The 23373-nt window shown below is 73.3% G+C and carries 20 protein-coding genes; 14 read left to right on the top strand and 6 right to left on the bottom strand.

Annotation, left to right across the window (positions count from 1 at the left end; genetic code table 11):
* The first annotated feature begins 54 nt into the window (after nucleotides 1-54).
* The 8 genes from ACZ42A_RS25410 (at nucleotide 55) to ACZ42A_RS25375 (ending at nucleotide 10647) form a co-directional block, all read left to right on the top strand.
* Nucleotides 55-3261, top strand: coding sequence for a LuxR C-terminal-related transcriptional regulator (locus ACZ42A_RS25410; RefSeq protein WP_468529547.1), 3207 nt, complete (start codon nucleotides 55-57; stop codon nucleotides 3259-3261).
* Nucleotides 3262-3388: 127 nt separating this feature from the next.
* Nucleotides 3389-4645, top strand: a complete 1257-nt coding sequence (locus ACZ42A_RS25405; protein WP_468529546.1) for a PucR family transcriptional regulator — start codon at nucleotides 3389-3391, stop codon at nucleotides 4643-4645.
* A 173-nt stretch (nucleotides 4646-4818) separates the two neighbouring features.
* Complete coding sequence (locus ACZ42A_RS25400) at nucleotides 4819-5637, top strand: ABC transporter ATP-binding protein (RefSeq protein ID WP_468529545.1); 819 nt, start codon at nucleotides 4819-4821, stop codon at nucleotides 5635-5637.
* Entirely contained in the window at nucleotides 5634-6434 is an 801-nt protein-coding gene (locus tag ACZ42A_RS25395; RefSeq protein ID WP_468529544.1) for an ABC transporter ATP-binding protein, read from the top strand. Before ACZ42A_RS25400 ends, ACZ42A_RS25395 begins: the two co-directional genes overlap by 4 nt.
* Complete coding sequence (locus tag ACZ42A_RS25390; protein ID WP_468529543.1) at nucleotides 6431-7330, top strand: branched-chain amino acid ABC transporter permease; 900 nt, start codon at nucleotides 6431-6433, stop codon at nucleotides 7328-7330. The genes ACZ42A_RS25395 and ACZ42A_RS25390 overlap by 4 nt, the downstream gene beginning before the upstream one ends.
* Entirely contained in the window at nucleotides 7323-8423 is a 1101-nt protein-coding gene (locus ACZ42A_RS25385) for a branched-chain amino acid ABC transporter permease (protein ID WP_468529542.1), read from the top strand. The genes ACZ42A_RS25390 and ACZ42A_RS25385 overlap by 8 nt, the downstream gene beginning before the upstream one ends.
* Complete coding sequence (locus ACZ42A_RS25380) at nucleotides 8420-9682, top strand: ABC transporter substrate-binding protein (RefSeq protein ID WP_468529541.1); 1263 nt, start codon at nucleotides 8420-8422, stop codon at nucleotides 9680-9682. The genes ACZ42A_RS25385 and ACZ42A_RS25380 overlap by 4 nt, the downstream gene beginning before the upstream one ends.
* Before the next feature lie 146 nt (nucleotides 9683-9828).
* Entirely contained in the window at nucleotides 9829-10647 is an 819-nt protein-coding gene (locus ACZ42A_RS25375) for an SAM-dependent methyltransferase (RefSeq protein WP_468529540.1), read from the top strand.
* Nucleotides 10648-10655: 8 nt separating this feature from the next.
* On the opposite strand, the gene ACZ42A_RS25370 is transcribed toward ACZ42A_RS25375, so the two are convergent.
* Nucleotides 10656-13319, bottom strand: coding sequence for a SpoIIE family protein phosphatase (locus tag ACZ42A_RS25370; protein WP_468529539.1), 2664 nt, complete (start codon nucleotides 13317-13319; stop codon nucleotides 10656-10658).
* A gap of 283 nt (nucleotides 13320-13602) precedes the next feature.
* Here ACZ42A_RS25370 and ACZ42A_RS25365 point away from each other — a divergent pair, with 283 nt between their 5' ends.
* A complete protein-coding gene (locus ACZ42A_RS25365; protein ID WP_468529538.1) occupies nucleotides 13603-14742 on the top strand; it encodes a DUF475 domain-containing protein in 1140 nt (379 codons plus the stop codon).
* Nucleotides 14743-14811: 69 nt separating this feature from the next.
* Complete coding sequence (locus tag ACZ42A_RS25360; RefSeq protein ID WP_468529537.1) at nucleotides 14812-15501, top strand: response regulator; 690 nt, start codon at nucleotides 14812-14814, stop codon at nucleotides 15499-15501.
* A gap of 24 nt (nucleotides 15502-15525) precedes the next feature.
* Here ACZ42A_RS25360 and ACZ42A_RS25355 read toward each other — a convergent pair whose 3' ends face one another.
* Together ACZ42A_RS25355 and ACZ42A_RS25350 are read right to left on the bottom strand one after the other, a co-directional pair.
* Complete coding sequence (locus ACZ42A_RS25355) at nucleotides 15526-16446, bottom strand: helix-turn-helix domain-containing protein (RefSeq protein ID WP_468529536.1); 921 nt, start codon at nucleotides 16444-16446, stop codon at nucleotides 15526-15528.
* Between the two features lie 128 nt (nucleotides 16447-16574).
* Entirely contained in the window at nucleotides 16575-16805 is a 231-nt protein-coding gene (locus tag ACZ42A_RS25350) for a DUF397 domain-containing protein (RefSeq protein ID WP_468529535.1), read from the bottom strand.
* 162 nt (nucleotides 16806-16967) lie between these two features.
* Between ACZ42A_RS25350 and ACZ42A_RS25345 the strand changes: the two genes are divergently transcribed.
* The 4 genes from ACZ42A_RS25345 to ACZ42A_RS25330 all read left to right on the top strand — a co-directional run bounded on the left by ACZ42A_RS25345 (nucleotide 16968) and on the right by ACZ42A_RS25330 (nucleotide 20271).
* Complete coding sequence (locus tag ACZ42A_RS25345; RefSeq protein ID WP_468529534.1) at nucleotides 16968-17426, top strand: ATP-binding protein; 459 nt, start codon at nucleotides 16968-16970, stop codon at nucleotides 17424-17426.
* A gap of 23 nt (nucleotides 17427-17449) precedes the next feature.
* A complete protein-coding gene (locus ACZ42A_RS25340) occupies nucleotides 17450-17968 on the top strand; it encodes a hypothetical protein (RefSeq protein WP_468529533.1) in 519 nt (172 codons plus the stop codon).
* Between the two features lie 148 nt (nucleotides 17969-18116).
* Nucleotides 18117-19883, top strand: a complete 1767-nt coding sequence (locus ACZ42A_RS25335) for an ABC transporter ATP-binding protein (protein WP_468529532.1) — start codon at nucleotides 18117-18119, stop codon at nucleotides 19881-19883.
* A 145-nt stretch (nucleotides 19884-20028) separates the two neighbouring features.
* A complete protein-coding gene (locus ACZ42A_RS25330) occupies nucleotides 20029-20271 on the top strand; it encodes a DUF5133 domain-containing protein (RefSeq protein ID WP_468529531.1) in 243 nt (80 codons plus the stop codon).
* Nucleotides 20272-20318: 47 nt separating this feature from the next.
* Here ACZ42A_RS25330 and tgmB read toward each other — a convergent pair whose 3' ends face one another.
* From tgmB to ACZ42A_RS25315, 3 genes are all read right to left on the bottom strand, one after another.
* Complete coding sequence (gene tgmB / locus ACZ42A_RS25325) at nucleotides 20319-21302, bottom strand: ATP-grasp ribosomal peptide maturase (protein WP_468529530.1); 984 nt, start codon at nucleotides 21300-21302, stop codon at nucleotides 20319-20321.
* A 16-nt stretch (nucleotides 21303-21318) separates the two neighbouring features.
* Complete coding sequence (gene tgmA, locus ACZ42A_RS25320) at nucleotides 21319-21510, bottom strand: putative ATP-grasp-modified RiPP (protein ID WP_073939799.1); 192 nt, start codon at nucleotides 21508-21510, stop codon at nucleotides 21319-21321.
* A gap of 413 nt (nucleotides 21511-21923) precedes the next feature.
* Complete coding sequence (locus tag ACZ42A_RS25315; protein ID WP_468529529.1) at nucleotides 21924-23237, bottom strand: hypothetical protein; 1314 nt, start codon at nucleotides 23235-23237, stop codon at nucleotides 21924-21926.
* Between the last annotated feature and the right edge of the window lie 136 nt (nucleotides 23238-23373).

Genomic DNA, 23373 nt, shown 5'->3' with positions numbered 1-23373 from the left:
GGGACACGGACGTCCGCCTTCCGGCCGCCGTTACTCGCGCGTAACGTCGCGGGAATGACCGGACAGACGACCGTGCCGACGGCCCCGCCGATTCACGGGCGGAGCGTGGAGCGGCGCACGCTGGCCGCGGTGCCGGACCGGCTGCGGACGGGCAGCGCCGTGCTCCTCGTGACCGGCGAGCCCGGAGTCGGCCGTACGACCCTCCTCGACGAGGCCGCCCGCGCCTTCCGGGCCGGACCGGTGCTGTACGTCCGCTGCGACGCGCCCGAGCCCCGGCCGTACGGCGGCGTGCGGGCGCTCGCCACGGCCGCGGGCCGCGCGCCCGCCGACGCCCTGGACCCCAGGAGCGCACCACAGACCCTCCTGGACGCCTTCCGCACCGCGGCCCGGGACGCCCCCCTCCTGGTGTGCCTGGACGACGCGCACCGGTGGGACGCCCCCTCGCGCACCGCCCTCGCCCACGCCGCCCGCCACCTCCCCGGCGCCGGCCGCGTCGGCCTCCTCCTGACCGCCGTAACGCCCGGACCGGCCGACCGGGACTTCGCCGCGCTGCCCGCCCTGCCGCTGCACCCGCTGACCCCGTCGACAGCCGCGGCGCTCCTGGACGAGGTGACGGGCGGCGCCGTCGACCCCGCGCTGCGCGACGACCTGCTGGAGGAGGCAGAGGGCAACCCGGCCCTGCTGCTGGCGATGGTCCGCCGCCTCACTCCCGCGCAGCTCACCGGCGGCCAGGACCCGCCCCGGCCGCTCGCCGACGCCCGGGTCCTGACCGGCGTCACGGGGGAGTGGCCGACGGCACCGACGCCCTCCGCCGCCGACCTGCTGCTCGTCACGGCCGCCGCGTTACGGGGCACGGAGCACCCGGAGGCCGACGCCGCCCTCGTCCACGCCGCGCGGGAACGCCTGTCGCCCCGATCGCCGTCCCGCCTGCCGCTCCCCGACGCCCTGGTCCTCTCCGACGGCCGCCTCCGCTTCACGGCCCCGCTCGCCCGACGAGCCGTCTACGCCGCGGCCACCCCCGACCAGCGCCGCGCGGCCCACCGAGCCCTCGCCCAGGTGCTGCGCGCCGAGGGCCAGGACCTGCCCGCCCTTCTCCACACGGCCTGGGCGACGACCGCACCGGCGCCCGCGCGAGCGGCCCAGCTGGCGGCGGTCGCGGCGACCGCGCCCGCACACCCGCTGCGCGCCGCGGCGTTCACCCGCGCCGCGGAACTGACCCCGCCCGGCCCCGCGCGCCGCGAGCGGTACACGACCGCCGCCGAACAGGAACTCCTCGCGGGCCGCCCCCGGCGGGCCGTCCGCCTGCTCACCGAGGCCGACCGCGACCCGGGCCCGGACTTGGTACGCGGCCGAGCGGACCTGATACGCGGCCGAGCGGACTTGTCCCGTGGCCGAGCCGAGCTGGTCCGCGGCCTCGCGGAACTGCTGGACGGACCGGTCGCGGACGCCCGCGCCTCCCTGCTCTCCGCCGCCGCACTCCTCGCCCCCGTCGCCCCCGCCCAGGCGGCCTCCGCCGCCCTCGCCGCCGCTGACGCGGCTTGGGCCGCAGGCGACTTGCCGGCCTTACGGGAGGCACTGGGGGGCGGGGCGTGTGCTCTGGCCTGTCGGGGTGGGCTCGGCGGCGCGGGGCAGGGCCCCGGCGACGTGTTCCGGTCCTGTCGGGACGGGCTGAGCGGCGCGGGGGAGGGACCTGGCCAGGCGTTTCCGGCTTGTCGGGCTGCGTTGAGCGGCGTGGGGCGGGGGCTCGGGCTGGCGTCGGCGGTGTGCCGGGACGCGCTGAGTGGCGCGGGGCGTGGGCCGGGGCAGGCGTTGCCGGATTGCCGGGATGGGTTCGGCGGCGCGGGGCGTGAGCTTGGGCAGGCGTTGCCGGAGGGCCGGGATGGGCTCGGTGGCGCGGGGCAGGGCCCCGGCGACGTGTGTCCGCCCAGTCGGGGCGGCGGGCTGGGCGGCGCGGGTGAGGCACCCGGCCCGGCGTTCGCAGCCGGCCAGGGAGCCCTCGACGGCACCCCCGAGCAGGCCCACGCACCGGCGGCCGCCGGATCGCTCCTGCTCCCGAACCACCACGACTATCGCCGGGGCCTCGGTGCCCTCCTCGACGGCCGGCTCGACCTCGCCGGTGTGCCCCTGCGCCGGGTCGTGGACCGGGCCCGTACCGCCGAGGAACCGCAGGACCTGCTGCGGGCCGCGGCCGCGGCGCTGGTGCTCGGGGACTTGGCGGCGGCGGCCCGGGCAGGCGCGCGGGCGTTGGCCGCGGCCCGGATCCGGGGCTCCGCCGCGCTGGTCCCGCAGGCGCTGGAGTACCTGGCCTACGCGGAGCTGCGCGCCGGCCGCCACGCGCAGGCGCGGACGCACGCCGAGGAGGGTCTGCGGGCCGCCCGGCGCACCGGGCAGCGCAACACGGCGGCGCACCATCACGCCGTACTGGCGCTCGCCGCGTCCATCGAGGGCGAGCCCACCGCCGTGGACGGACATGTGGCCGCCGCCCTGGCGACGGCCCGCGCCCACGGGCTGGCGCAGCCGGCCACCCTCGCCCAGTGGGCGGCGGCCCGCGCCGACCTGGGCCGGGGCCGTCCCCTGGAGGCGGCGGACCGGCTCGGCCCGCTGGTGTCCCCCGGCCCCCGGCGCGGGCACTTCGCCGTCTGGATGCTGGCCGTCCCGTGCTTCGTGGAGGCCGCCGTGCTCGCCGGCCGCCCCGAGGACGCCCGGCGCGCCGTACCGGACTTCGCCGCCTGGGCCGGCTTCGGCGCCGACCCGCAGGCCCCCGCCCAGCTGCTGCGCTGCCGTGCCCTGCTGTCCCCGCCGGAGCGGGCCGGTGAGCTGTACGTACGGGCCCTGGCACTGCACGACCAGGCGGGCGGCGACTTCGAACGGGCCCGCACGGAACTGCTGTACGGCAAGTGGCTGCGGCGGCGCCGCAGACCGCGCGAGGCCCGTGACCGGCTCGGCGCCGCGCTGGTCGGCTTCGACCGCTGCGGCGCCGCGGTCTGGGCGGAGCAGGCCCGAGCCGAACTGCGGGCGAACGGCGCCGCGACGAGCGGTGCCGGCCCCGGCGCGCTGGCGCGGCTGACCCCGCAGCAGTGGCGGATCGCCCGGTACGTCGCCCAGGGCGCCACCAACCGGGAGGTGGCCCGGAGCCTCTCGGTGAGCACCCGCACCGTCGACTACCACCTCCGCAACGTCTTCGCGGCACTCGGTGTACGGTCCCGGGTGGAACTGGCCCGCCTGGTCGAACGGGCGGAAAAGACCTGTGCACAACTCTAGGGACCGACCAGACGGTATGTCATCCTTCCGGGCAGGACGAGTCAGGCGGCGGCCACCGCACGGGCCTCGGGGAGCAGGCCCGGCACCGAGACGCCGCCGCGAAGCCCGACCTTGGGGGAGGACCGCGATGCACCCTGCCGTACGGACCCGAACGGCGGCGCCCCACCCGGTGGCGACCGCCGTACCGCAGCCGCGCACCCGGCGCGTCCGGTCGCTGATCGACGCCGAGGCCATTCGCGTCCTGCACCGCGCCGCGCGCGTGCTGATGGACGACCTGGCCGAGCTGACCGACCGTCTGCTGGCCGTCGTACAGGACCAGGAACCCGCCTACCGGGCCGCCGTGGAGAGCGACCCGGTCGCCGTCTGGCAGGAGATGCACCGGTCGCTGCGGCACAGCGTGGCCTCGCTGCTCGACCCGCGCGGCGCCCGCGACGGGGCGCGCCGCTGCTCCTGGCGGATCGGCGCCACCCGCGCCGAGCAGGGGCTGCCGCTGGACGCGGTGCTGCACGCGTTCCGGCTGGGCGGCTCCCTGGTGTGGCAGGGGCTGGTCGAGGAGACCTCCCGGCGCGCGCCCGAGGACGTCCGGCTGCTGGTCCATGTCGCGGCCGACGTGTGGAACTTCGTCGACGAGCACTGCACGATCGTCACCGACGCCTACCGCCAGGTCGAACGGCAGCTGACCTGGCGGCGCGAGAACCAGGTACGGCTGCTGGCCGCCGCCCTCCTCGACGGCACCAGCCGCATCGCCGACCTGCCGGAGACCGCGCGGGCCCTGGACCTGCCGGAGCACGGCCGGTACGTCGTGGTCGCGGTCGCCGACGGCGGGCTCAGCGGTGCCCGAGGCGCCGCCGTCGTCCGGGGCGGGGCGCGCGTCCACTGGCACGCGGGCGTCGAGGTGGACTACGGCATCGTCCTGCTCGGCGACGACGGAGGCCTGCCGGAGCCGACGGGCGACCCCGGGACCAGGATCGGCGTCGGCGGCGTCGTCGACGGTCTTGCCTCCGTCGGCGAGGCCCGCCGGCTCGCGGACACGGCGCTGCGGATGTGCCCCGCCGACGGTGGCACCATCCGGCTCACCGAGCATCTGCCCGCGGCCCTCGTCGTCTCGTCCCCCGAACTCGGTGCCACCCTCGCCGAACGGGTCCTCGGCCCGCTGGACCGCGTGGAGCCCGCCGACCGCGAGACCCTGCTGGACACCGTCGCCACCTGGCTGGCCTGCGACGGCTCCGCGCAACGCGCGGGCGAGCGCCTGTACTGCCACCGCAACACCGTCCTCAACCGCCTGCGCCGCTTCGAGCAGCTCACCGAACGCTCCCTGGCCCGCCCCTCCGACCTGGTCGAGATCAGCCTGGCGCTGACGGCCCGCCGCCTGCTGCCCCACTGAACGCGGCCCGTCGCCCCCTGACCGCTGGGCAGACGCACAACCCCCCGGCCCCCCGGCTGGGACCGCGCACCCACCACCACGAGAACCCTGTACCGGCCTCCGCGCCCGTGCTGTCGTGAGCTCCCCTTCCCCCGAACACCCGTGCCCGTGCGGCACGGGTCCGAGGAGCCGCGATGCCCGAAAGCCCACCGGACGACGAGCCCGCGCTGCACGTCGAAGGTCTCGACGTGACGTACGGCCGCGCCCTGTCCGCACTCCGCTCCGTGTCCCTGACCGTCCCGCACGGCGTCGTCGTCGCCCTGCTGGGCGCCAACGGCGCCGGAAAGACCACCCTGTTGCGGGCGGTCTCCGGCACCCTGCGCCTGCACCGCGGAACGGTCACGGCCGGCCGGATCCGCTACGGCGACACCGAACTCGACGGCCGGGACCCCGTCGCGGCCGTCCGCGCCGGAGTCGTCCAGGTCCCCGAGGGCAGGCGGGTGTTCGCCGGTCTGACGGTCGACGAGAACCTGCGCACCGGCGGATTGGGCCTCGGCCGCCGCAGCCCCGCCCTGGTCCGCGAGTCCCGCGACCGCGTCTTCGCGCTCTTCCCCCGGCTCGCCGAACGCACCGGCCAGCCCGCCGGACTGCTCTCCGGCGGGGAGCAGCAGATGCTCGCCATCGGCCGCGCCCTGATGGCCGCCCCGCGGCTGCTCCTGCTGGACGAGCCCTCCCTCGGGCTCGCCCCGCTGATGGTGAACCGGATCGCCGAGGTCGTCCGCGAGATCAACGCACAGGGCACGGCCGTGCTGCTGGTCGAGCAGAACGCCGGCATGGCCCTGTCGCTCGCCCGCCACGCCCACGTCCTCGAGGTCGGCGAGGTCCGCCTGTCCGGCCCCGCCGACGAACTCGCCCGCACGGACGCCGTACGCCGCCTCTACCTCGGTGAGTCCGAAGACGGTTCCGAGGACGGATCCGAGGACGGCTCCGAAGACGGTCAGGGGGCCGCGTGACCGACCGCACCACACCGCCCCCCGAGCTGGCCGTTCAGGACGTCACCGTCCGGTTCGCCGGTCTCACCGCGCTCGACGCCGTCTCCTTCACCGTCGCGCCCGGCTCGGTGCACGCGGTGATCGGACCCAACGGGGCGGGCAAGTCCACCTGCTTCAACGTCCTGTCCGGGCTCACCCGCCCCGCGTCCGGCACCGTCCGGCTCGACGGCACCGACCTGACCCGGCTCGCCCCGCACCGCATCGCCCGCCTCGGCGTGGCCCGCACCTTCCAGAACATCGTCACCACCGAGGGCACGGTCGCCGACAACCTCATGCTCGGCCGCCACGCCCTGACCCGCGCGGGCTTCGCCGCCAGCGCCCTACGGCTCCCCAGTGCCGTACGGGAACAGCGCACGCACCGCGACCGCGCCCGCGAGATCGCCGAGCTCACCGGACTCGGCGACCACTTCGACACCCCGGTCGCGGTCCTGTCCTACGGCGACCGCAAGCGCGTCGAGTTCGCCCGCGCCCTGTGCCTGGAGCCGCGCGTGCTGCTCCTCGACGAGCCCGTGGCCGGCATGAACGGCGCCGAACGCACCCGTACGGCCGAGGTCATCCGCGACGTCCGCGCCCGACTCGGCCTGTCCGTCGTGCTCGTCGAACACGACATGGGCCTGGTCATGCGCCTCGCCGACGAGGTCACCGTCCTCGACTTCGGCCGGGCCATCGCCCACGGCACCCCCGAGGAGGTCCGGCGCGACCCCGAGGTGCTGCGCGCCTACCTCGGCACCGACGAGACGGGGGAGGACGCGGCATGACCGGCTTCCTGGACCACCTGCTCAACGGCCTCGCGCTCGGCGCGGTCTACGCCCTGGTCGCCCTCGGCTTCGTCGTCATCTTCAAGGCCTCCGGTGTGCTCAACTTCGCCCACGGCTCCCTCCTGCTGCTCGGCGGCTACCTCACCGCCGTCCTCCACGACGACCTCGGCTTCGCCGGCGCCCTCGCGGCGGCCGTCCTGGTGACGGGACTCGTGGCCGGCGCCATGGACCGGCTGCTGCTGCTGCGCGGCGGCGACCGGGACCCGAAGGCCGCCCATGTGCAGACCATCGTGACCATCGGCGTCGACATCGTCCTGGTCACCGACCTGGCCCGGCGCATCGGCGGTGACCTGCTCACCCTCGGTGACCCCTGGGGCGACTCGGTCACCCGCGTCGGCTCGATCACCGTCGCCGACAGCCGCCTCGCCGCGATCGCGGTGTCCGCCGTCGTCATCGGCGCCGTCTTCGCCGTGTTCCGGTACACCGCCTGGGGCCTGTCCCTGCGCGCGGCGTCCGAGGATCTGGAGGCGGCGGCCCTGATGGGCGTACGGCTCACCCGGGTGCGCATGCTCGCCTGGTGCCTGGCCGGAGCCCTCGCCGCACTCGCCGCCGTGTTCCTCGCCGCCTTCCCGGCACCCGGCCTGGAACGCACCACCGGGCAGATCGCCCTGAAGGCCTTCCCCGCCGCGATCCTCGGCGGCATGGCCTCCCCGCCCGGCGCACTCGCCGGAAGCCTGCTGATCGGCCTGACCGAGGCCCTGGTCGCCGGTTACCAGTCCGAACTGCACGTCCTCGGCGAGGGCTTCGGCGATGTCGCCCCCTACGCCGTGATGGTGCTCGTCCTCCTCGTGCGGCCCACCGGGCTGTTCGGCGCGAAGGGAGCGGTCCGTGTCTGACCTCCTCAAGCGCGGCCGGTTCCTGCTGCCCGCCCTTCTCCTCGCCGCCCTGCCCTTCTACCTGGACGCCTTCTGGCTGCGCATCGGCCTGTTCGCCATGGCGGCGGCCATCGGCGCCGTCGGTCTCGGCCTGCTCGCGGGCACAGCCGGCCAGCTCTCCCTCGGCCACGCCTTCTTCCTCGCCGTCGGCGCCTACGGCTACGCCTGGCTGGCCGGCGAACCCGGCCCCGGCCTGCCGCCCGCCCTCGCCCTCGTCCTCGCGGTGCTCCTCGCCGGAGCGGCGGGCGGCCTGTTCAGCCCGGTCGCCGGCCGGGTGAAGGGCATCTACCTGGGCGTCGCCACCCTCGCCCTGGTCTTCCTCGGCCACCACGTCCTGCTCACCGCGGACTCCGTCACCGGCGGCTTCAACGGCCGTTCCGTCCCGCCGCTCACCCTCGGCGGCTTCACCTTCGGCGACACCGACCCCGAACTGGTCGTGCTCGGCGTGCCGTTCGGCGCCGAGGAACGACTCTGGTACCTGGGCCTGGCGCTCTTCGCGCTCACCTGGTTCACCGCTCGCGGCATCCTGCGCGGACGCCCCGGCCGCGCCCTGGTCGCCGTACGCGACAGCGAGACCGCCGCCGCCGTCATGGGCGTCGACGTGGCCCGCTACCGCTCGGCCGCCTTCGTCGTCTCCTCGATGTACGCGGGCCTGGCCGGGGCACTGCTGGCGCTCGGCTTCCGCCGGATCGTGCCCGACTACTTCGGGCTCGCCCTCTCCGTCGACTACCTCGCCATGATCGTCATCGGCGGACTCGGCTCGGTCGCCGGAGCCACCGCCGGCGCCGTCTTCGTCACCGCGCTGCCCCTGCTGATGACCCGTTACGCCGACCACCTGCCACTGGTCACCGCCCCCGGCAGCACCGAGGGAGCCGTCGGCCCCACCGAGGCCGCCCGCTACCTCTACGGCGCCGCCATCGTCCTCATCCTCCTCTACGCCCCCGACGGCCTGCACGGACTCACCCGCCGGCTGCGCGCCCGCGCGACGCGACGCCGCAGCCCCGTCACCCCGTCCCTCGCCTCACCCGCACGACCCAAGGAGCACACGCCGTGAACACCTCCCGCACCACGAAAACCCTCCTCGCCTCGGCCCTCGCGGCCCTGCTGATCGCGGGCACCGGCTGCAGCTCCAAGGCGGGCGGCGGCGACAAGGCCGGCGACGCCGCCGACGGCGTCAAGACCGGCCCCGGCGTCACCGACGACCGCATCCGCCTCGGCGCCCTGACCGACCTCACCGGCCCCTACGCCACCCTCGGCAAGAGCATCGTCCAGGCCCAGCAGATGTGGGCCGACGAGACCAACGCGGCCGGCGGCATCTGCGGCCGCAAGGTCGAGATCGTCGTCGAGGACCACGGCTACGACGTGCAGAAGGCGGTCACCGCCTACGCCGACCTCTCCTCCGACGTCGTCGCCCTGCCCCAGGTCATCGGCTCCCCGGTGGTCGCCGCCCTGATCGACGACATCGAGCGCGACCAGCTGCTGACCTTCCCGCAGGCCTGGGCCGCCTCCCTGCTCGGCAAGGACGCCGTGCAGGTCATCGGCACCACGTACGACATCGACATGATCGCCGCGGTCGACTTCCTCACCCGGACCAAGGGCCTGAAGAAGGGCGACACGATCGGCCACGTCTACTTCGAGGGCGACTACGGCGCCAACGCGCTGGAGGGCTCCACCTGGGCCGCCGAGCGCGCGGGCCTGAAGATCGTCGACCAGAAGATCAAGGCCACCGACACCGATCTGTCCGCCCAGGTCTCCGCCCTGCGCGAGGCCGGAGTGAAGGCCGTCCTGATCAGCGCGGGCCCCGCCCAGACGGCCTCCCTCGCCGGGGTCGCCGCCTCCCGAGGGCTGCGCGTCCCCATCGTCAGCAGCGCCCCCGGCTTCGCGCCCCAGCTGATGAAGACCCCGGCGGCGAAGGCCCTGGAGGCCATGCTGCACGTCGTCAGCGCCGCCCCGGCGGTCAGCTCGGACCTCTCCGGCGTCAAGAAGATGGTGGCCGCGTACGAGAAGAAGTACCCGGGCTCGCCGGTCGACTCCGGTGTGCTCTCCGGCTACAACGCCGCGCAGTTGCTCGGCGCCGACCTGAAGAAGGCCTGCGAGGCGGGCAGCCTGGCCCGCGAGGACGTGGTGAAGACCCACCGCTCCCAGAAGAACGCCGACACCGGCCTCGGCACCCCGCAGGACTTCTCCGACGTCGACCGCCCCGCCGCCCTGTCCACCTACGTCCTCAAGCCGGACGCGAAGGCGGTCGGCGGCATGGTGACCGTGGAGGACGCGGACGAGGCGCCCGGTGTCGAGGAGTACCTGAACTCGTAGGTACGCCACCGTGGTTGGGAAGGTGGTCCGGTGGATCACCTTCCCCGGCGGTTTCCGCCACGGACTGGCATCCGTGACCGACAGATCCCTAGGATGTACAGCCTGTGAGGCCAGGCGGCGCGGTGCGGCACGAAGCTGGGGGAACCATGAACAACGGCAAGCAGCTCTCCACGGAGATCGACGCGAACGTCCCCACCGCCGCGCGGATGTACGACTACTACCTCGGCGGCAAGGACAACTACGCCGCCGACCGCGCGGCCTGCGAGCAACTGGACAAGGTCGTCCCCAGCACCCGCCGGCTCGCGGTGAACAACCGGCGCTTCCTCCAGCGCGTCGTGAAGACGCTCGCCGCGGAGCACGGCATCCGGCAGTTCCTCGACCACGGCTCCGGGCTGCCGACCCAGGACAACGTCCACCAGGTCGCCCAGCGCCACGACCCCAGCGCCCACGTCGTCTACGTCGACAACGACCCGATGGTGCTCGTCCACGGCCGCGCGCTGCTGGAGCAGGACGAGCGCACCGCCGTCATCCACGCCGACATGCGCGAGACCGAGGCGATCTTCGACCACCCCGACACCCGGCGTCTGATCGACTTCGACCAGCCGGTCGCGGTGCTGTTCAACTCGGTCTTCCACTGCATCCCGGACAGCGACACCGACGGCCCGCTCGCCGTGGTCCGCCGGGTCTCCGAACGGCTCGCGCCCGGCAGCTTCCTGGTGATGTGCCAGCTGGTCAGCGCGGACCCCGAGGTCCGTGAGTTCGTCACGAACTTCATGGACCAGGCGACCCAGGGCCACTGGGGCCGGGTCCGCGAGGAGAAGGACGTCGCCGAGTGGTTCGAGGGTCTGCAGATCCTGGAGCCCGGCCTCGTGGAGGTGTCCACCTGGCGCCCCGACTCCGACGTGGCACCCCGCCAGCTCACCCACGAATGGATCGAGTTCGGCGGCGTGGCCCGCAAGCCCTGAGGCTCTGGTCAGGCCGGAGATCCGTCCGGCAGGGCCTGTTCGGACCAGATGACCTTGCCGTCCGGCGTGTAGCGGGTGCCCCAGCGGTCGGCGAGCTGGGCGACCAGGAACAGGCCGCGCCCGCCTTCGTCCGTGGTGGCCGCGTACCGCAGATGGGGCGAGGTGCTGCTGCCGTCGGACACCTCGCAGATCAGCTTGCCGTCGAACAGCAGCCGCACGCCGATGGGGCCGGTGGCGTACCGGATGGCGTTGGTGATCAGTTCGCTGAGGATCAGCTCGGTGACGAAGCCGATCTCCTCCAGGTCCCATGCGGCGAGCTGGTTCGTGACGGCGGTGCGCATCTGCCCCACGGCCGCGGGGTCGCGCGGCACGTCCCAGCGCGCCACCCGGTCCGGGGGCAGGGCACGGGTGCGGGCGACGAGGAGCGCCACGTCGTCGCGCGGGGGGTTGGGGAGCACGGCGTCGAGCACCGCGCAGCACGCCGCCTCCGGCTCCGCGGCCGCGTGGCGCAGGGTGTCGCCCAGCAGGCCGATGGCCTCGTCGATGTCCCGGTCCCGGTGTTCGACCAGGCCGTCGGTGTAGAGCACCAGGCTGCTGCCCTCGGGCACGTCCACCTCGGCGGCCACGAAGGGCAGCCCGCCCACGCCGAGCGGCGGACCGGTGGGCAGCTCCAGGATCTCGACGGTGCGGTCGGGCCGCAGCAGCACGGGCGGGGGGTGGCCGGCCCGGGCCAGGGCGCAGCGGCGGGCCACCGGATCGTAGATCGCGTACAGGCAGGTCGCGCCGACGAACGCGTCGGCGAACCCGGCCGGTTCCTCGCTGTGCTTGCCGCCCTCCGTCAGGTCGTCGAGGCGGGCGAGGAGCTCGTCCGGCGGCAGGTCCAGGGCGGAGAAGTTGCGGACGGCGGTGCGCAGGCGGCCCATGGTGGCCGCGGCGTGCAGGCCCTGCCCGACCACGTCGCCCACCACCAGCGCGACCCGCGCGCCGGACAGCGGGATCACGTCGAACCAGTCGCCGCCCACTCCCTGCTGCGCGGGCAGATAGCGGTAGGCGATGTCCAGGGCGTTCTGCTCGGGCAGACCGCTGGGCAGCAGGCTGCGCTGCAGCGTCACCGCCATGGAGTGTTCCCGGGTGTAGCGGCGGGCGTTGTCGACGCACACCGCGGCCCGGGCCACCAGCTCCTCGGCCAGGGCCAGGTCGTCCTCGTCGAACGGCCCGGGCCTCTCCGAGCGCCAGAAATTGGCCACGCCCAGCACCACGCCGCGGGCCCTGAGCGGGGCGGTGATGAGGGAGTGGATGCCGTAGTCGGCGACCCGCTGGGCGCGCTCGGGGTCCTGTGCCCGGAACCCGGGAGCGTCGCGCAGATCGGGTTCGATGACCCCCCGCCCGGTGGTCATGCCCCGGACCTGGGGCGTGGAGGGAACGAACTCGATCAGTGCGCCCGTGGGATACAGCGGAGAGTCTGCGCGGATGCCGACGCGCGCGGTACGGCGGAACCGCCGCTCCCTGCCCGTCGGCTCGTCCCCGCGCAGGACCGGCTCGGCGAGATCGACGGTCACGAAGTCGGCGAACTTCGGTACCGCCACCTCGGCCAGCTCCTCGGCCGTCCGGCGGACGTCGAGGGTGGTACCGATCCGAACCGCCGCGTCGTACAGCATGTCGAGGCGTTCCCCCGCTGCTGCCACCCTGCCGGAGAGCACCTGGAGCTCGGTGGAGTCCCGCAGGGTCACCACGCTGCCGGCCGGGCCTCCGTACCGGTCGAGGGGCCGCTGATTGACGGCCAGCAGCCGGGCTCCCGCGAGGTGCACCTCGTCGGACGCCTCACGGCCGGAGGCCAGCAGTTCGGCGGTGGGCGGAGCGAGACCCAGATCGCCGACAGGGCGTCCCTGGGCGTCCGCGGGCAGATCGAGCAGCCGCTGTGCCTCGTCGTTGGCGAGCAGCAGACGGCGGTCGCCGTCGACGATCACGACGCCCTCCCGCGCGGCGTGCAGGACCGCGTCATGGTGCTCGTAGAGGCGGGTGATCTCGGCCGGGCCGAGGCCGTGGGTCTGGCGCAGCAGGCGCCGGCTGAGCACCGCCGCCCCGCCCGTGGTGACGAGCACCGCGGCGGCCGTGGCCCCCAGCACGGTCGGCAGCTGCTCGGTCACCCTGCTCTCGACGTTCTCGATCGTGACGCCGGCGCTGACCGCGCCGACCACCGTGCCGTCGTCGTCCTTGACCGGCACGAAGGCCCGGTACTGGGGGCCGAGGGACCCGCTGGTCCTGCTCTGGGTCGTCCGCCCGGCCAGCAGCGGGCTCATGTCCTCGTCGTTGTCCTTGCCGATGCGCTCCGGCCGGGGGTGCGTGTAGCGGATGCCCTCGCGGTCCACCACGACGATGAAGTCGACGCCGGAGCCCTTCCTGGCCGCCTCCGCCCGGGGCTGCAGCACCGCGGTCGGGTCGGACGACTTCAGGGCGTCCGCGATCCCCGGGGACTGCGCGAAACCGTGTGCGACGGCCAGTGAGCGGGCCTTGGCGTCATGGGTGCTCTCGCGCTGCAGCGTCAGCACCAGCAGCAGCACCGTGCCGGCCGCGAGCAGCACCACGATCGCCACCTGGAGGGCGAACAGCCGGCCTACGACGCTCTGGGTACCGAGCAGGGACTGGAGACCCTTGGCTCGCCTGCGAACCATAAGTCCTTTCTACGCCGATGCGCGGGATAACCACCACTATCGCTTCCAGTGGCACTGACCTGCGCTGATACCGGAAACGCCCCGCGGCGGAGCGGGTTGGAAATGAGCAGAACAAGCAGAACGCGCTTAAGTGACGTAGGTGTTCCGCCCCGTGGGCCCCGCGCCTAGGGTTCCCAGTCGGCTCCGGCGGATCTCCTGGTCGGAGCCGCACCATGAACCGCTCACCCGCCCGGTTCCCGGACAGCACCGGGCCGGGTGAGTGTCAACGACGATGGGGTAACCAGTGCTTCTGAGAACCTTCGGCTGGTCCTTCGGCGTCACCGCCGTGGGACTCGCCCTGGCCGCCGTCCTCTGGGGGTGGGAGGGATTCGCCGTGGTGGCGATCCTGAGCGTCCTCGAGATCTCGCTGTCGTTCGACAACGCGGTCGTGAACGCGGGCGTGCTGAAGAAGATGAACGCCTTCTGGCAGAAGCTCTTTCTCACCGTCGGCATCCTCATCGCCGTGTTCGGGATGCGTCTGGTCTTCCCCGTCGTGATCGTCGCCGTCACCGCCGGACTCGGGCCCGTCGAGGCCGTACAGCTGGCGATCGACGACGCCGACAGGTACGAGCAGTTGGTCACCGACGCCCACCCGGCCATCGCCGCCTTCGGCGGGATGTTCCTGCTGATGATCTTCCTCGACTTCGTCTTCGAGGAGCGCGAGCACACCTGGCTGGGCCGGCTGGAGCGGCCGCTCGCCAAGCTGGGCCGCGCCGACGGCCTGTCGGTGTGCGTCGCGCTGATCGCCCTGCTGGTCACCGCGACCACCATCGCCACGCAGGCCGCGCAGCACGGCGGCGCGCATGTCGACAAGTCGGCCACGGTGCTGCTGTCCGGCGTCGCCGGCCTGATCACCTACCTCATCGTCGGCGGGCTGTCCGGACACTTCGAGAACAAGCTCGAGCAGGACGAGGAGAAGCAGCACGAGGCCGACGAGGAGGCCCGCAAGGCGGGCAGGCAGCCCTCGGCGGTCGCGCTCGCCGGCAAGGCCGCGTTCTTCATGTTCCTCTACCTGGAGGTGCTGGACGCCTCCTTCTCCTTCGACGGGGTCATCGGCGCCTTCGCCATCACCAACGACATCTTCTGGATGGCGCTGGGCCTGGGCATCGGTGCGATGTACGTCCGGTCCCTGACCGTCTACCTGGTCCGCCAGGGCACCCTGGACGAGTACGTCTACCTGGAGCACGGCGCCCACTACGCCATCGGCGCCCTGTCCGTGCTGCTGCTCGTCAGCATCAGGTGGCACGTCAACGAGGTCGTCACCGGACTCATCGGCGTGGCCCTGATCGCCGCCTCCTTCTGGTCCTCGGTGCGCCGCAACCGGGTCGAGGCCTCGGCCGCGCGGCACCCGGACGAGAAGCCCGAGGTGATGTCGGGCGTCTGACACGAGGAGCCTCTGGTACGGCAACACCCGCGCCGCGCCCCTGTGGTGCTCCACGGAAGGGTATCCACAGTGATCGACGTACTCGTCGTGGACGACGACTTCCGGGTCGCCGAGATCAACGCGGCCTACGTCAGCAAGGTGCCCGGATTCCGGGTGGCGGGTCTGGCGCACACGGCGGCCGAAGCGCTGGGCTTCTCCGAGCGCACCGACGTGGACCTCGTCCTCCTCGACCACTACCTCCCCGACGACACCGGGCTCGCGCTCGTGCGGCGGATGCGGGAGCGCGGGCTGCACACGGACGTCATCATGGTGACGGCGGCGCGCGACATCGCCACCGTCCAGTCCGCGATGCGGCACGGCGTCCTGCAGTACCTCGTCAAGCCGTTCACCTTCGCCGGGCTGCGCGTCAGGCTGGAGGGTTACGTGACGCTGCGCCGCGCGCTCGGCAGTGTCGGCGAGGCGGAACAGGAGCAGGTGGACCGCATCTTCGGTGCGCTCGGCGGTGCCTCCACCGGATCGTCCACCCTGCCGAAGGGCCACTCGGCGGCGACGGCGGACCTGGTGCGGGAGGTCCTGCGGGCGGCCGAGGATCCTCTCTCGACCCAGGAGGTCGCCACCCGGTCCGGACTGAGCCGGCAGACGGCACAGCGGTACCTGAAACTCCTGGAGCGGACGGGCCGGGTCAGACTGAGTCTGCGCTACGGCGAGAAGGGCCGCCCCGAGCACCGGTACGTCTGGGATCGCGCGCACGGCGGCTGAGCCGACTTCCGGTGGCCACGCCCGTCACTCGGCGGGATAGCGCCGCTCCATCGTCTCCCGGAGCAGCGCCAGTGACTCCCGTGGGGTGAGCGCCTCGTCGGCGAGCCGGTCCAGCGCCACCCGGTACTCCTCCGTCTCGTCGCGGTCCTCAAGGAAGTTGGCGCTCCGGATGTGTTCCAGATAGACCACGTCCGGCAGATCGAGGCCGCCGAAGCGGAGATAGGTGACCGGGATGGCGGGTGCCGACGCGTTCGTCACGTCCAGCGGCACCACCTGGACGGTGACATGCGGACGCCGGGCCATCTCGATCAGGTGCTCCAGCTGCTCCCGCATGACGGCCCGGCTGCCGAGGACCCGCAGCAGCACGGACTCGTCGACGATCGCCCACAGCTGCGGCGCGTCCGGCCGTCGCAGCAACTCCGCCCGCCGGGTGCGCAGTTCGACCCGTCGGCGGACCTCGTTCTCCGGTGCGATCGGAAGCCCGCGGCGGACCACCGCATGGGCGTACGCCGGAGTCTGGAGCAGCCCGGGGACGTACTGGATCTCGAAGGTACGGATCGCCGCGGCCGCCTCCTGGAGTCCGACCAGCCGGTCGAACCACTCCGGCATCAGCCGCTTGTCGTACCGCTGCCACCAGCCCGGCTCCCCGGCCCTGCGGAGCAGTTCGAGCAGGACGGAGCCCTCGTGCTCGTCGGCCTCGTACAGCTTCAGCAGGGCCTGGACGTCCGCCTCGGCCGGCGGCTTGCGTCCCTTGCCCGCCTCGATCCGTGACAGCTTGGCCGGGCTGAAGCCGAGGGCGCGCGCCGCCTGGTCCTGGGCCAGCCCGGCGTCCTCGCGCAGACCCGCCAACTGGACGCCGACCAGCATCTTCAGCAGGGTCGGCGCGGGTTCGGCCCGGTCCAGATAGGGCCGAAGGCGCACCACGCGTTGCGACTCGGCGGACATCCCGACTCCCGGCAGACAGGCAGAAGAGAGGAACAGCCTATCGCAGTTCCACCCTCTCGTGCCGCATATGCCAGGAGATCAAGGGCTGTTGACGGTGGTGCGCCGGTGAGCTCGCGCGGGCGCGCGTCTCACACCAGGTGGTCGAACTCGCCGTCCTTCGCGCCCGCCAGGAAGGCCGCGACCTCGGCGGCGGTGTAGACGAGCGCCGGCCCGTCCGGGTCGCGCGAGTTGCGCAGCGCGATCGCCCCGTCCGTCAGGGGAGCCACCTCGACGCAGTTGCCCTCCGCGTTGCTGTGCCTGCTCTTGATCCACTGGACGTCCAGCGTGCTGGCCCGCACACCGTTCGGTACTGGTGACATCGTGCTCTCCCTGGGGTCCGAGGTGCCGTTGGGTCCGCTGTGCACTGTGCCCACGCATCAACTGTCTACCCGGAAACGCGCGCAATTTCTCGTGCAATTGCACGCGACAGCCGACGGCGTGGATAATAGACGGCGCGTCAACCCGCCGGGAGCCGCCCCGCCATGACGTCACATCAGGGAGATGCCGTGCCGTCACTCGCGCATCACACATCCGCCGCGCTGCGCATCATGACCAGCGAGGAGGGCGTCGCCCAGGCACGGGCCTTCACCCAGGACACCCTGCGGGACTGGTCGCTCGACCACCGCGGCGACGACGCCGCCCTCGTGGTCACCGAACTCGCCGCCAACGCCGTCGTGCACGCGGTGCCGCAGGCCCCGGCGGACGACTCGGCGGTCTGGCTCGGCCTGACCCGCGGCGACGACCACCTGGTGCTCGCCGTCTCCGACCCTGGCGACAGCCCGCCGGTGTACGCGCCGCACGGCACCTTCTCCCTGGAGGAACACGGCCGCGGCCTGTTCATCGTCGACGCCCTGTCCGAGGAGTGGGGCTGGACCCCGCACTCCCCGGCGGGCAAGACCGTCTGGGCCAGACTGTCGACCGCTTCCTCGTTACTGCCATGACCGCTCAGGAAAGGCCCCACGCCATGCGCACCGCTTCGACGGGACAGCCCGGCACCGAGCGCACCGAGCACCAGCCGATCCTGGGGTCGCTCGACGAAGTGCCGTGGCACGAGATCCAGGACTCCACCGGCTCCGCCGCCGCCATCCCCGGACTGCTCGACGACATCGCCCGCGGCAGCGCCGACACCGCGACGGCCGCACTCGGCGAACTGCGAAACCGTATCTGCCAGTACGGCTTCGTCGTCGAACAGGCGACGGCCGCCACCGTCCCCTTCCTGTGGGAGCTGGCCCAGTCGCCGCGGGTCGCCTGCCGCCCGCAGATCATCCGGCTGCTCGCCAGCATCGCCGAGGCCCGGCAGTGGGAGCACACCGCCAGCGCCTATCCCAAGCTGCTCAACCACCGGGAGAACCCCGTGGTCTGGGAGCGCGCCGCCCGCCAGGCCGTGCGCGCCCGCCGCGGCACCCTGCGGTCCCTGCTGAACGAGCAGGACACCGAGATCGCCCGCGCGACCACGGAACTCGCCCGCACCCTGGGCGTGTAGCGCGCCGGCCGGTCTCACGCTGCGGACGCTCCGACCCGCCCGCCGCGCGGTGGTGTACCTCTGGCCGAACGGGGCAGAAAGCGCTTCCTGAGAGCGCCTTGTTCCCGAGGCCACCGGATTCCCAGGTCACCGGAGAGGATCACCGCGGATGGCGTCGCCGTTGGAAAGACCACTCGATCACCGCTACCGGGGCGAGCACCCGGTGCGCACCCTCGCCTATCTGTTCCGCGCCGACCGCCGGCGCCTGGCCGCCGCGGTCGGCGTCTTCACGTTCAAGCACAGCCCGATCTGGCTGCTGCCGCTGATCACCGCGTCCATCATCGACACGGTCGTCCAGCACCAGCCCGTCGCACAGCTCTACACCAGCACCGCGATCATCCTCTTCATCCTGCTGGTCAACTACCCGCTGCACGTGCTCTACGTCCGTCTCCTCTACGGCAGCGTCCGCCGCATGGGCACCGGCCTGCGCTCCGCGCTGTGCACCCGGATGCAGCAACTGTCCATCGGCTACCACTCCCGGGTCAGCGCCGGCGTCCTCCAGGCCAAGGTGGTCCGCGACGTCGAGACGGTCGAACAGATGGTTCAGCAGACGGCCGAGCAGGGGCTCGGCGCCCTCACGGTGATCACCGGCGGCCTGATCATCATCGCCGTACGCACTCCGGAGTTCCTCCCCGTCTTCCTGGTCGTCGTGCCGGCCGCCGCCCTTCTCGTCGCCCGGCTGCGGTCCCGGCTGCGCACCCACAACGAGCACTTCCGGCACGAGGTGGAGACCCTGTCGTCCCGGGTGACCGAGATGACCCGCCTGATCCCGGTCACCCGCGCCCACGGCCTGGAGCGCAAGGCCCTGCGCCGCATGGACGGCACCCTGCGCCGGCTGCTCACCTCGGGCATGCGCCTCGACCTGGTCAACGGCCGCTTCGGCTCGCTGGCCTGGGTGGTGCTCAACGTGGTGGGTGTCCTGGTGCTGGCCGGCGCCGCGCTCATCTCGTACTACGACGTCTGGGGCGTCACCCCCGGCGACGTCGTCATGCTCAGTGCGTTCCTCACCACCCTCACCAACTCGGTGACCACGCTGACCGGCCTCACCCCGATCATCTCCAAGGGCCTGGAGTCCGTCCGCTCGGTCGGCGAGGTGCTCCAGGCGCCCGAACTCGAGGACAACGAGGGCAAGGCCGAGGTCACCGCGCTGCGCGGTGCGGTCACCTTCGACAGCGTCGGCTACGCCTACGACGGCGGGCGGGCCGCCGTCCGCGACTTCGCCCTCGACGTCACGCCCGGCGAGACCATCGCCCTGGTGGGCGCGTCCGGCGCCGGCAAGTCCACGGTCCTGAACCTGGTCATCGGCTTCATCCGCCCCACCGCGGGCCGGCTGCTGCTGGACGGGACCGACATGGCCACCCTCGATCTGCGTACCTACCGGCGTTTCGTCTCGGTGGTGCCGCAGGAGTCGATCCTGTTCGACGGCACCGTCCGCGAGAACGTCGCCTACGGCATGGACGACGCCGACGAGGAGACCGTCCGCGCGGCCCTCCGGGACGCCAACGCGCTGGAGTTCGTCGACCGGCTGCCGCAGGGCCTCGACACCTTGGTGGGGGAGCACGGCGCACGGCTGTCCGGCGGGCAGCGGCAGCGGCTTGCCATCGCCCGCGCCCTGATCCGGGACCCCAAGGTGCTGGTGCTCGACGAGGCCACCTCCGCCCTGGACACCCAGTCGGAGGCGCTGGTCCAGCAGGCGCTCGCCCGGCTGCTGCGCGGCCGTACCACCTTCGTGGTCGCGCACCGGCTGTCCACCGTGCGGGGCGCGGACCGGATCGTGGTGATGGGCGACGGCCGGATCCAGGAGATCGGCACCCACGAGGAACTGCTCCGCCGGGGCGGCGCCTACGCGGCCCTGCACAGCGGACAGGCGGCGTGAGACGGGCCCGCGCGCGCCCGGCGTGCGCCCCGCGCGCCGGGCGGTAAGCAACGGTATTGCGTCAATTGTGTATGGCGCCCCCCGGAGGCGATTGGTCCGGCACGGACCGGGCATACGCAGCGAAAAACCGAGAGAGGGGCGCCCCGTGCTTGTACCGGACCCGAAGGTCGTCAGAAAGCTGCTGACCCGGTACGCGACCCTGCAGATCGCCCAGGCGGAGCGGGAGAGCGCGACCACGGCACGCGAGTTGGAGGACGTCAGTTACACGCTCTGCGTGATGATGGGCACCACCGATATCCATGACGCCATCGCCAAGGCGGACGCCCTGCTGACCGACGGCCGGGCGGCGGACCCGGACGAGGACAGCGGCCTGTCGCTGGCGGTCTGACCCCGCCGTACGACACCGCCGTACCCTCTGCGACGCGGGCATCACGGTCACGGGACCGTGGTGCCCGCGTCGCAGGTCCGCTCCGGCCGCCCCGGTGCGGGCCTGGCCAGCCACTCGGCGATGGTCCGGGCGATCGGCTGGCCCGTGTCCACCTCCACGAACCCGAACTGGCCCGACTGGTTGCACTCCAGGAACCACCAGGTCCCGTCGGCGTCCTCCACGAAGTCGAAGGCGCCGTACGCCAGTTCCGCCTCGCGCAGGTACGCGCGCACCCCCTCGGCGATCCGCGGCGGCACCTCGGCCTCGGCCCAGGGCGCGGCGGGCGCCGCGAAGCGGACGTCGACCTCGTCGGGGTCGGCGTCGGGCGGGGTCGCCTTGCGCGCGGCCAGCAGCCGGTCGCCGACCGCCGTGAGCCGGATGTCGGCCCGCTTGGCGATCCGGCGCTGGAGCAGCGTGGGCCCGAACGCCACCGCGGCGAAGTCGGTGCCGGGCGCCACCCGGCTGGTCGGCACGGCCTGCGGCGGCTCCTGCGGATGGGCGCCTGAGACCGGCTTGACCACCAGATCCGGGAAGCGCTCCGCGAAGTCGCGGGCGGCCTGCGGAAACGTGGTGATCAGCGTCGCCGGGACGGGCAGCCCGCTGCGCTGGGCGAGGCGCAGCTGCCACGGCTTGTGACGGGCCCGGCGGGCCGCGTCGGGGTGGTTCATCCAGCGGGCGCCGGTGCCGCGCAGCATGCCGTAGAGCGCGTGCGCTGACTCCTCGGTCAGCCAGGCGGACGGCGCGGCCGCGTGGGCGGCCGGAGCGCCCGGCCGGCGCACCCACACGGACCGCAGCCGGTCCATGCCCACCAGCCGCCCGGCGGACCACAGATGGCCCCGGAAGGAGCCGTGCACATATTCCCCCGAGAGAGAGACCCCGCCGGTCAGATCGGCGGGGTCCAACCGGACCACCGGCACTCCGGACGCGTTGAGGTGCACGACCACCATGTCGGCGGTCACGTCCTGGTCGCTGGTCAGGATCAGTACGGTCATCGTCGACGGTCCGTGGTCAGTCGTCGAAGTGAGTCTTGGAGCCCGCCGTGGACGTCGTGGTCCCCAGTTCCCGGAGCAGGGCGTGATCGGTGGCCGCGATCCGGCCGTCGAAGAGGACGTTCAACTGCCGTCCGGGGTCATAGGCATAGGGGGTGGCGACGTCCAACTCCGCCGCCGGGCGTGCGTAGTTGAGCGCGAACGGTTGCATCGTCTCTCCCTCGTCGGTGCTGCCCCGGCGAAGCCGTCGGCGTGCCGCTTTCCCGACAACGCCCACCGGATCTCCAGGGCTTTCATGGAACTTATACGAATCGAACGCCTGATTGGGTTCCTTACGCTCCGTAGTTTTTCTGCGAGTTGGCGCCCTGAACCTGAGACGGTTCAAGGCGCCCGGCGGTTGAGTCCGGCGAGAACAACGGAGAGGCGACCGGCTGAAGGCCGGCGAGTGCGCGGAGCGTACGGAGGAGTGCGAGAGGGCCGTCCACTCCATCCAATTCCCTGATACGGCCCTTGTATTTCCTCACTGGTCCCGACCTGGCGCGGGGAGGGGACGGGACGCGGGCAGGCAGGTGCGCCGGACGGCGGGGGAGACCGGTGGGACGTGCGTCTCTTCGGGCGGGGCGGCTACGGCCCGTCGGAGCCCGGTGCTTCGCTGCTGTCCGGCTCGCGCCCGTCCTTGTCGGGCTCGCCCCGATCCGTGGCGGACTCCGGCCGCCGGGACTTGCCGGCGCCCTTGAGGCGTTCCAGCGTGCGGGTCAGCTGCTGGAGCGGGGAGGCGGGGCGGGTGTCCTGGTTCCGCTCCTTCTCCGGTGCGGTGGGCGCCGGTACGCCGGCGGACTCCCGGTAGGCGGCCAGCGCCTCGTTGGCCCGCTCGGCGGCCTCCCGGTACAGATCCCGGGAGCGGGTCATGGCCTCCAGCGCCTCGGCGTACATGGCCACCAGAGCGCGCTCACGCTCCAGCTCCTCCTCCAGCGTCAGCAGATGCCAGTCCTCGCGCAGCGCGGTGAGGACCTCGTCGGCGCCTTTCGGCAGCGGCCTCGGGGTCCGGGCGAACCGGGTCACCGCGTCGATCAGCTCGGCCGGCCGGGAGCCGTCCAGGAAGACGCTGCGCACGGAGAACCCGCCTCGGTCGTACCCCTCGGGGGCCGGGACGCCGGGCAGCACCACGGCGCCGCCCCGCGGGACCTCCACGCCGAACTCGCGCAGGGCCCAGTTCACGGCGCGCAGCTGGTGCGGCGCGGCGCGGTGCTCGACCACGCGGTGCCGCAGGCCGGGCGGCAGCAGCGGGGCGAGCGGGCGGCGGCCCCGCGCGTCCGGGGTCATCGCCTCGTGCACGACGACATGGACGGTCCAGGTGTCGGGCGCGGCGTCACGCAGCACGCGCCGCAGGTCCTTGTCGTCCGCGGGCAGCGGGTTGATGTCCCGCAGCCGCAGATCCGAACCGCTCAGCCGGTCCCAGCCGGTCTCCGGGGCGGCTGACTCCTCGGGGGCGCCGGATCCGCCGGATCCGCCGGATCCGCCGGGTCCGTGAGGGCCGTAGGGGGCGTCGGGGTCGTACGGGCCGTCTGGACCGTCTGGGCGCTCGGGGCCGTAGGGGCCGTCGGGCCAGAACATGGTCGCGGGCGACGGCCACTCGAGGTTCCACGGCGCCTCCGCCTCGGCGGCGAGTACCCACTCCCGGCCGCCGCCCGAACCGCCGGCGAGCGCCAGCCGGGCCCGCACGGTCACGTCCCCGTCGACCGCCCAGCGCGCCTCGAAGACCCGCTCCCGGCCGCCTTCCGCCTCGGGGGCCTCCAGGTGGTCGTGGATCACACCACGCTCTTTGAGCTCGCGGAGATTCCGCCGCAGTACCTCTTCGGCGGCGGCACCGACGTGGCGGCCGCGAGCCAGCCACACCGTGGGGGGAGTCGTGGGGCGGACGGTGGTGGAGGTCGGCATGGGTCCATCTGATGAGCGGGGTCGTCGTGCGTCTGCCAGTATCGTTGCCCCACCCGGGTGACGATCAACCGGGGTGCCCGGTCGACCGGCGCGCCCGGTCCCGCCCGCCGCCGCACCGCCGGGAATCCCCGAGGCC

Source organism: Streptomyces sp. NPDC030838 (genome assembly GCF_055572035.1).
This window is presented reverse-complemented; position numbering and strand designations above follow the sequence as displayed.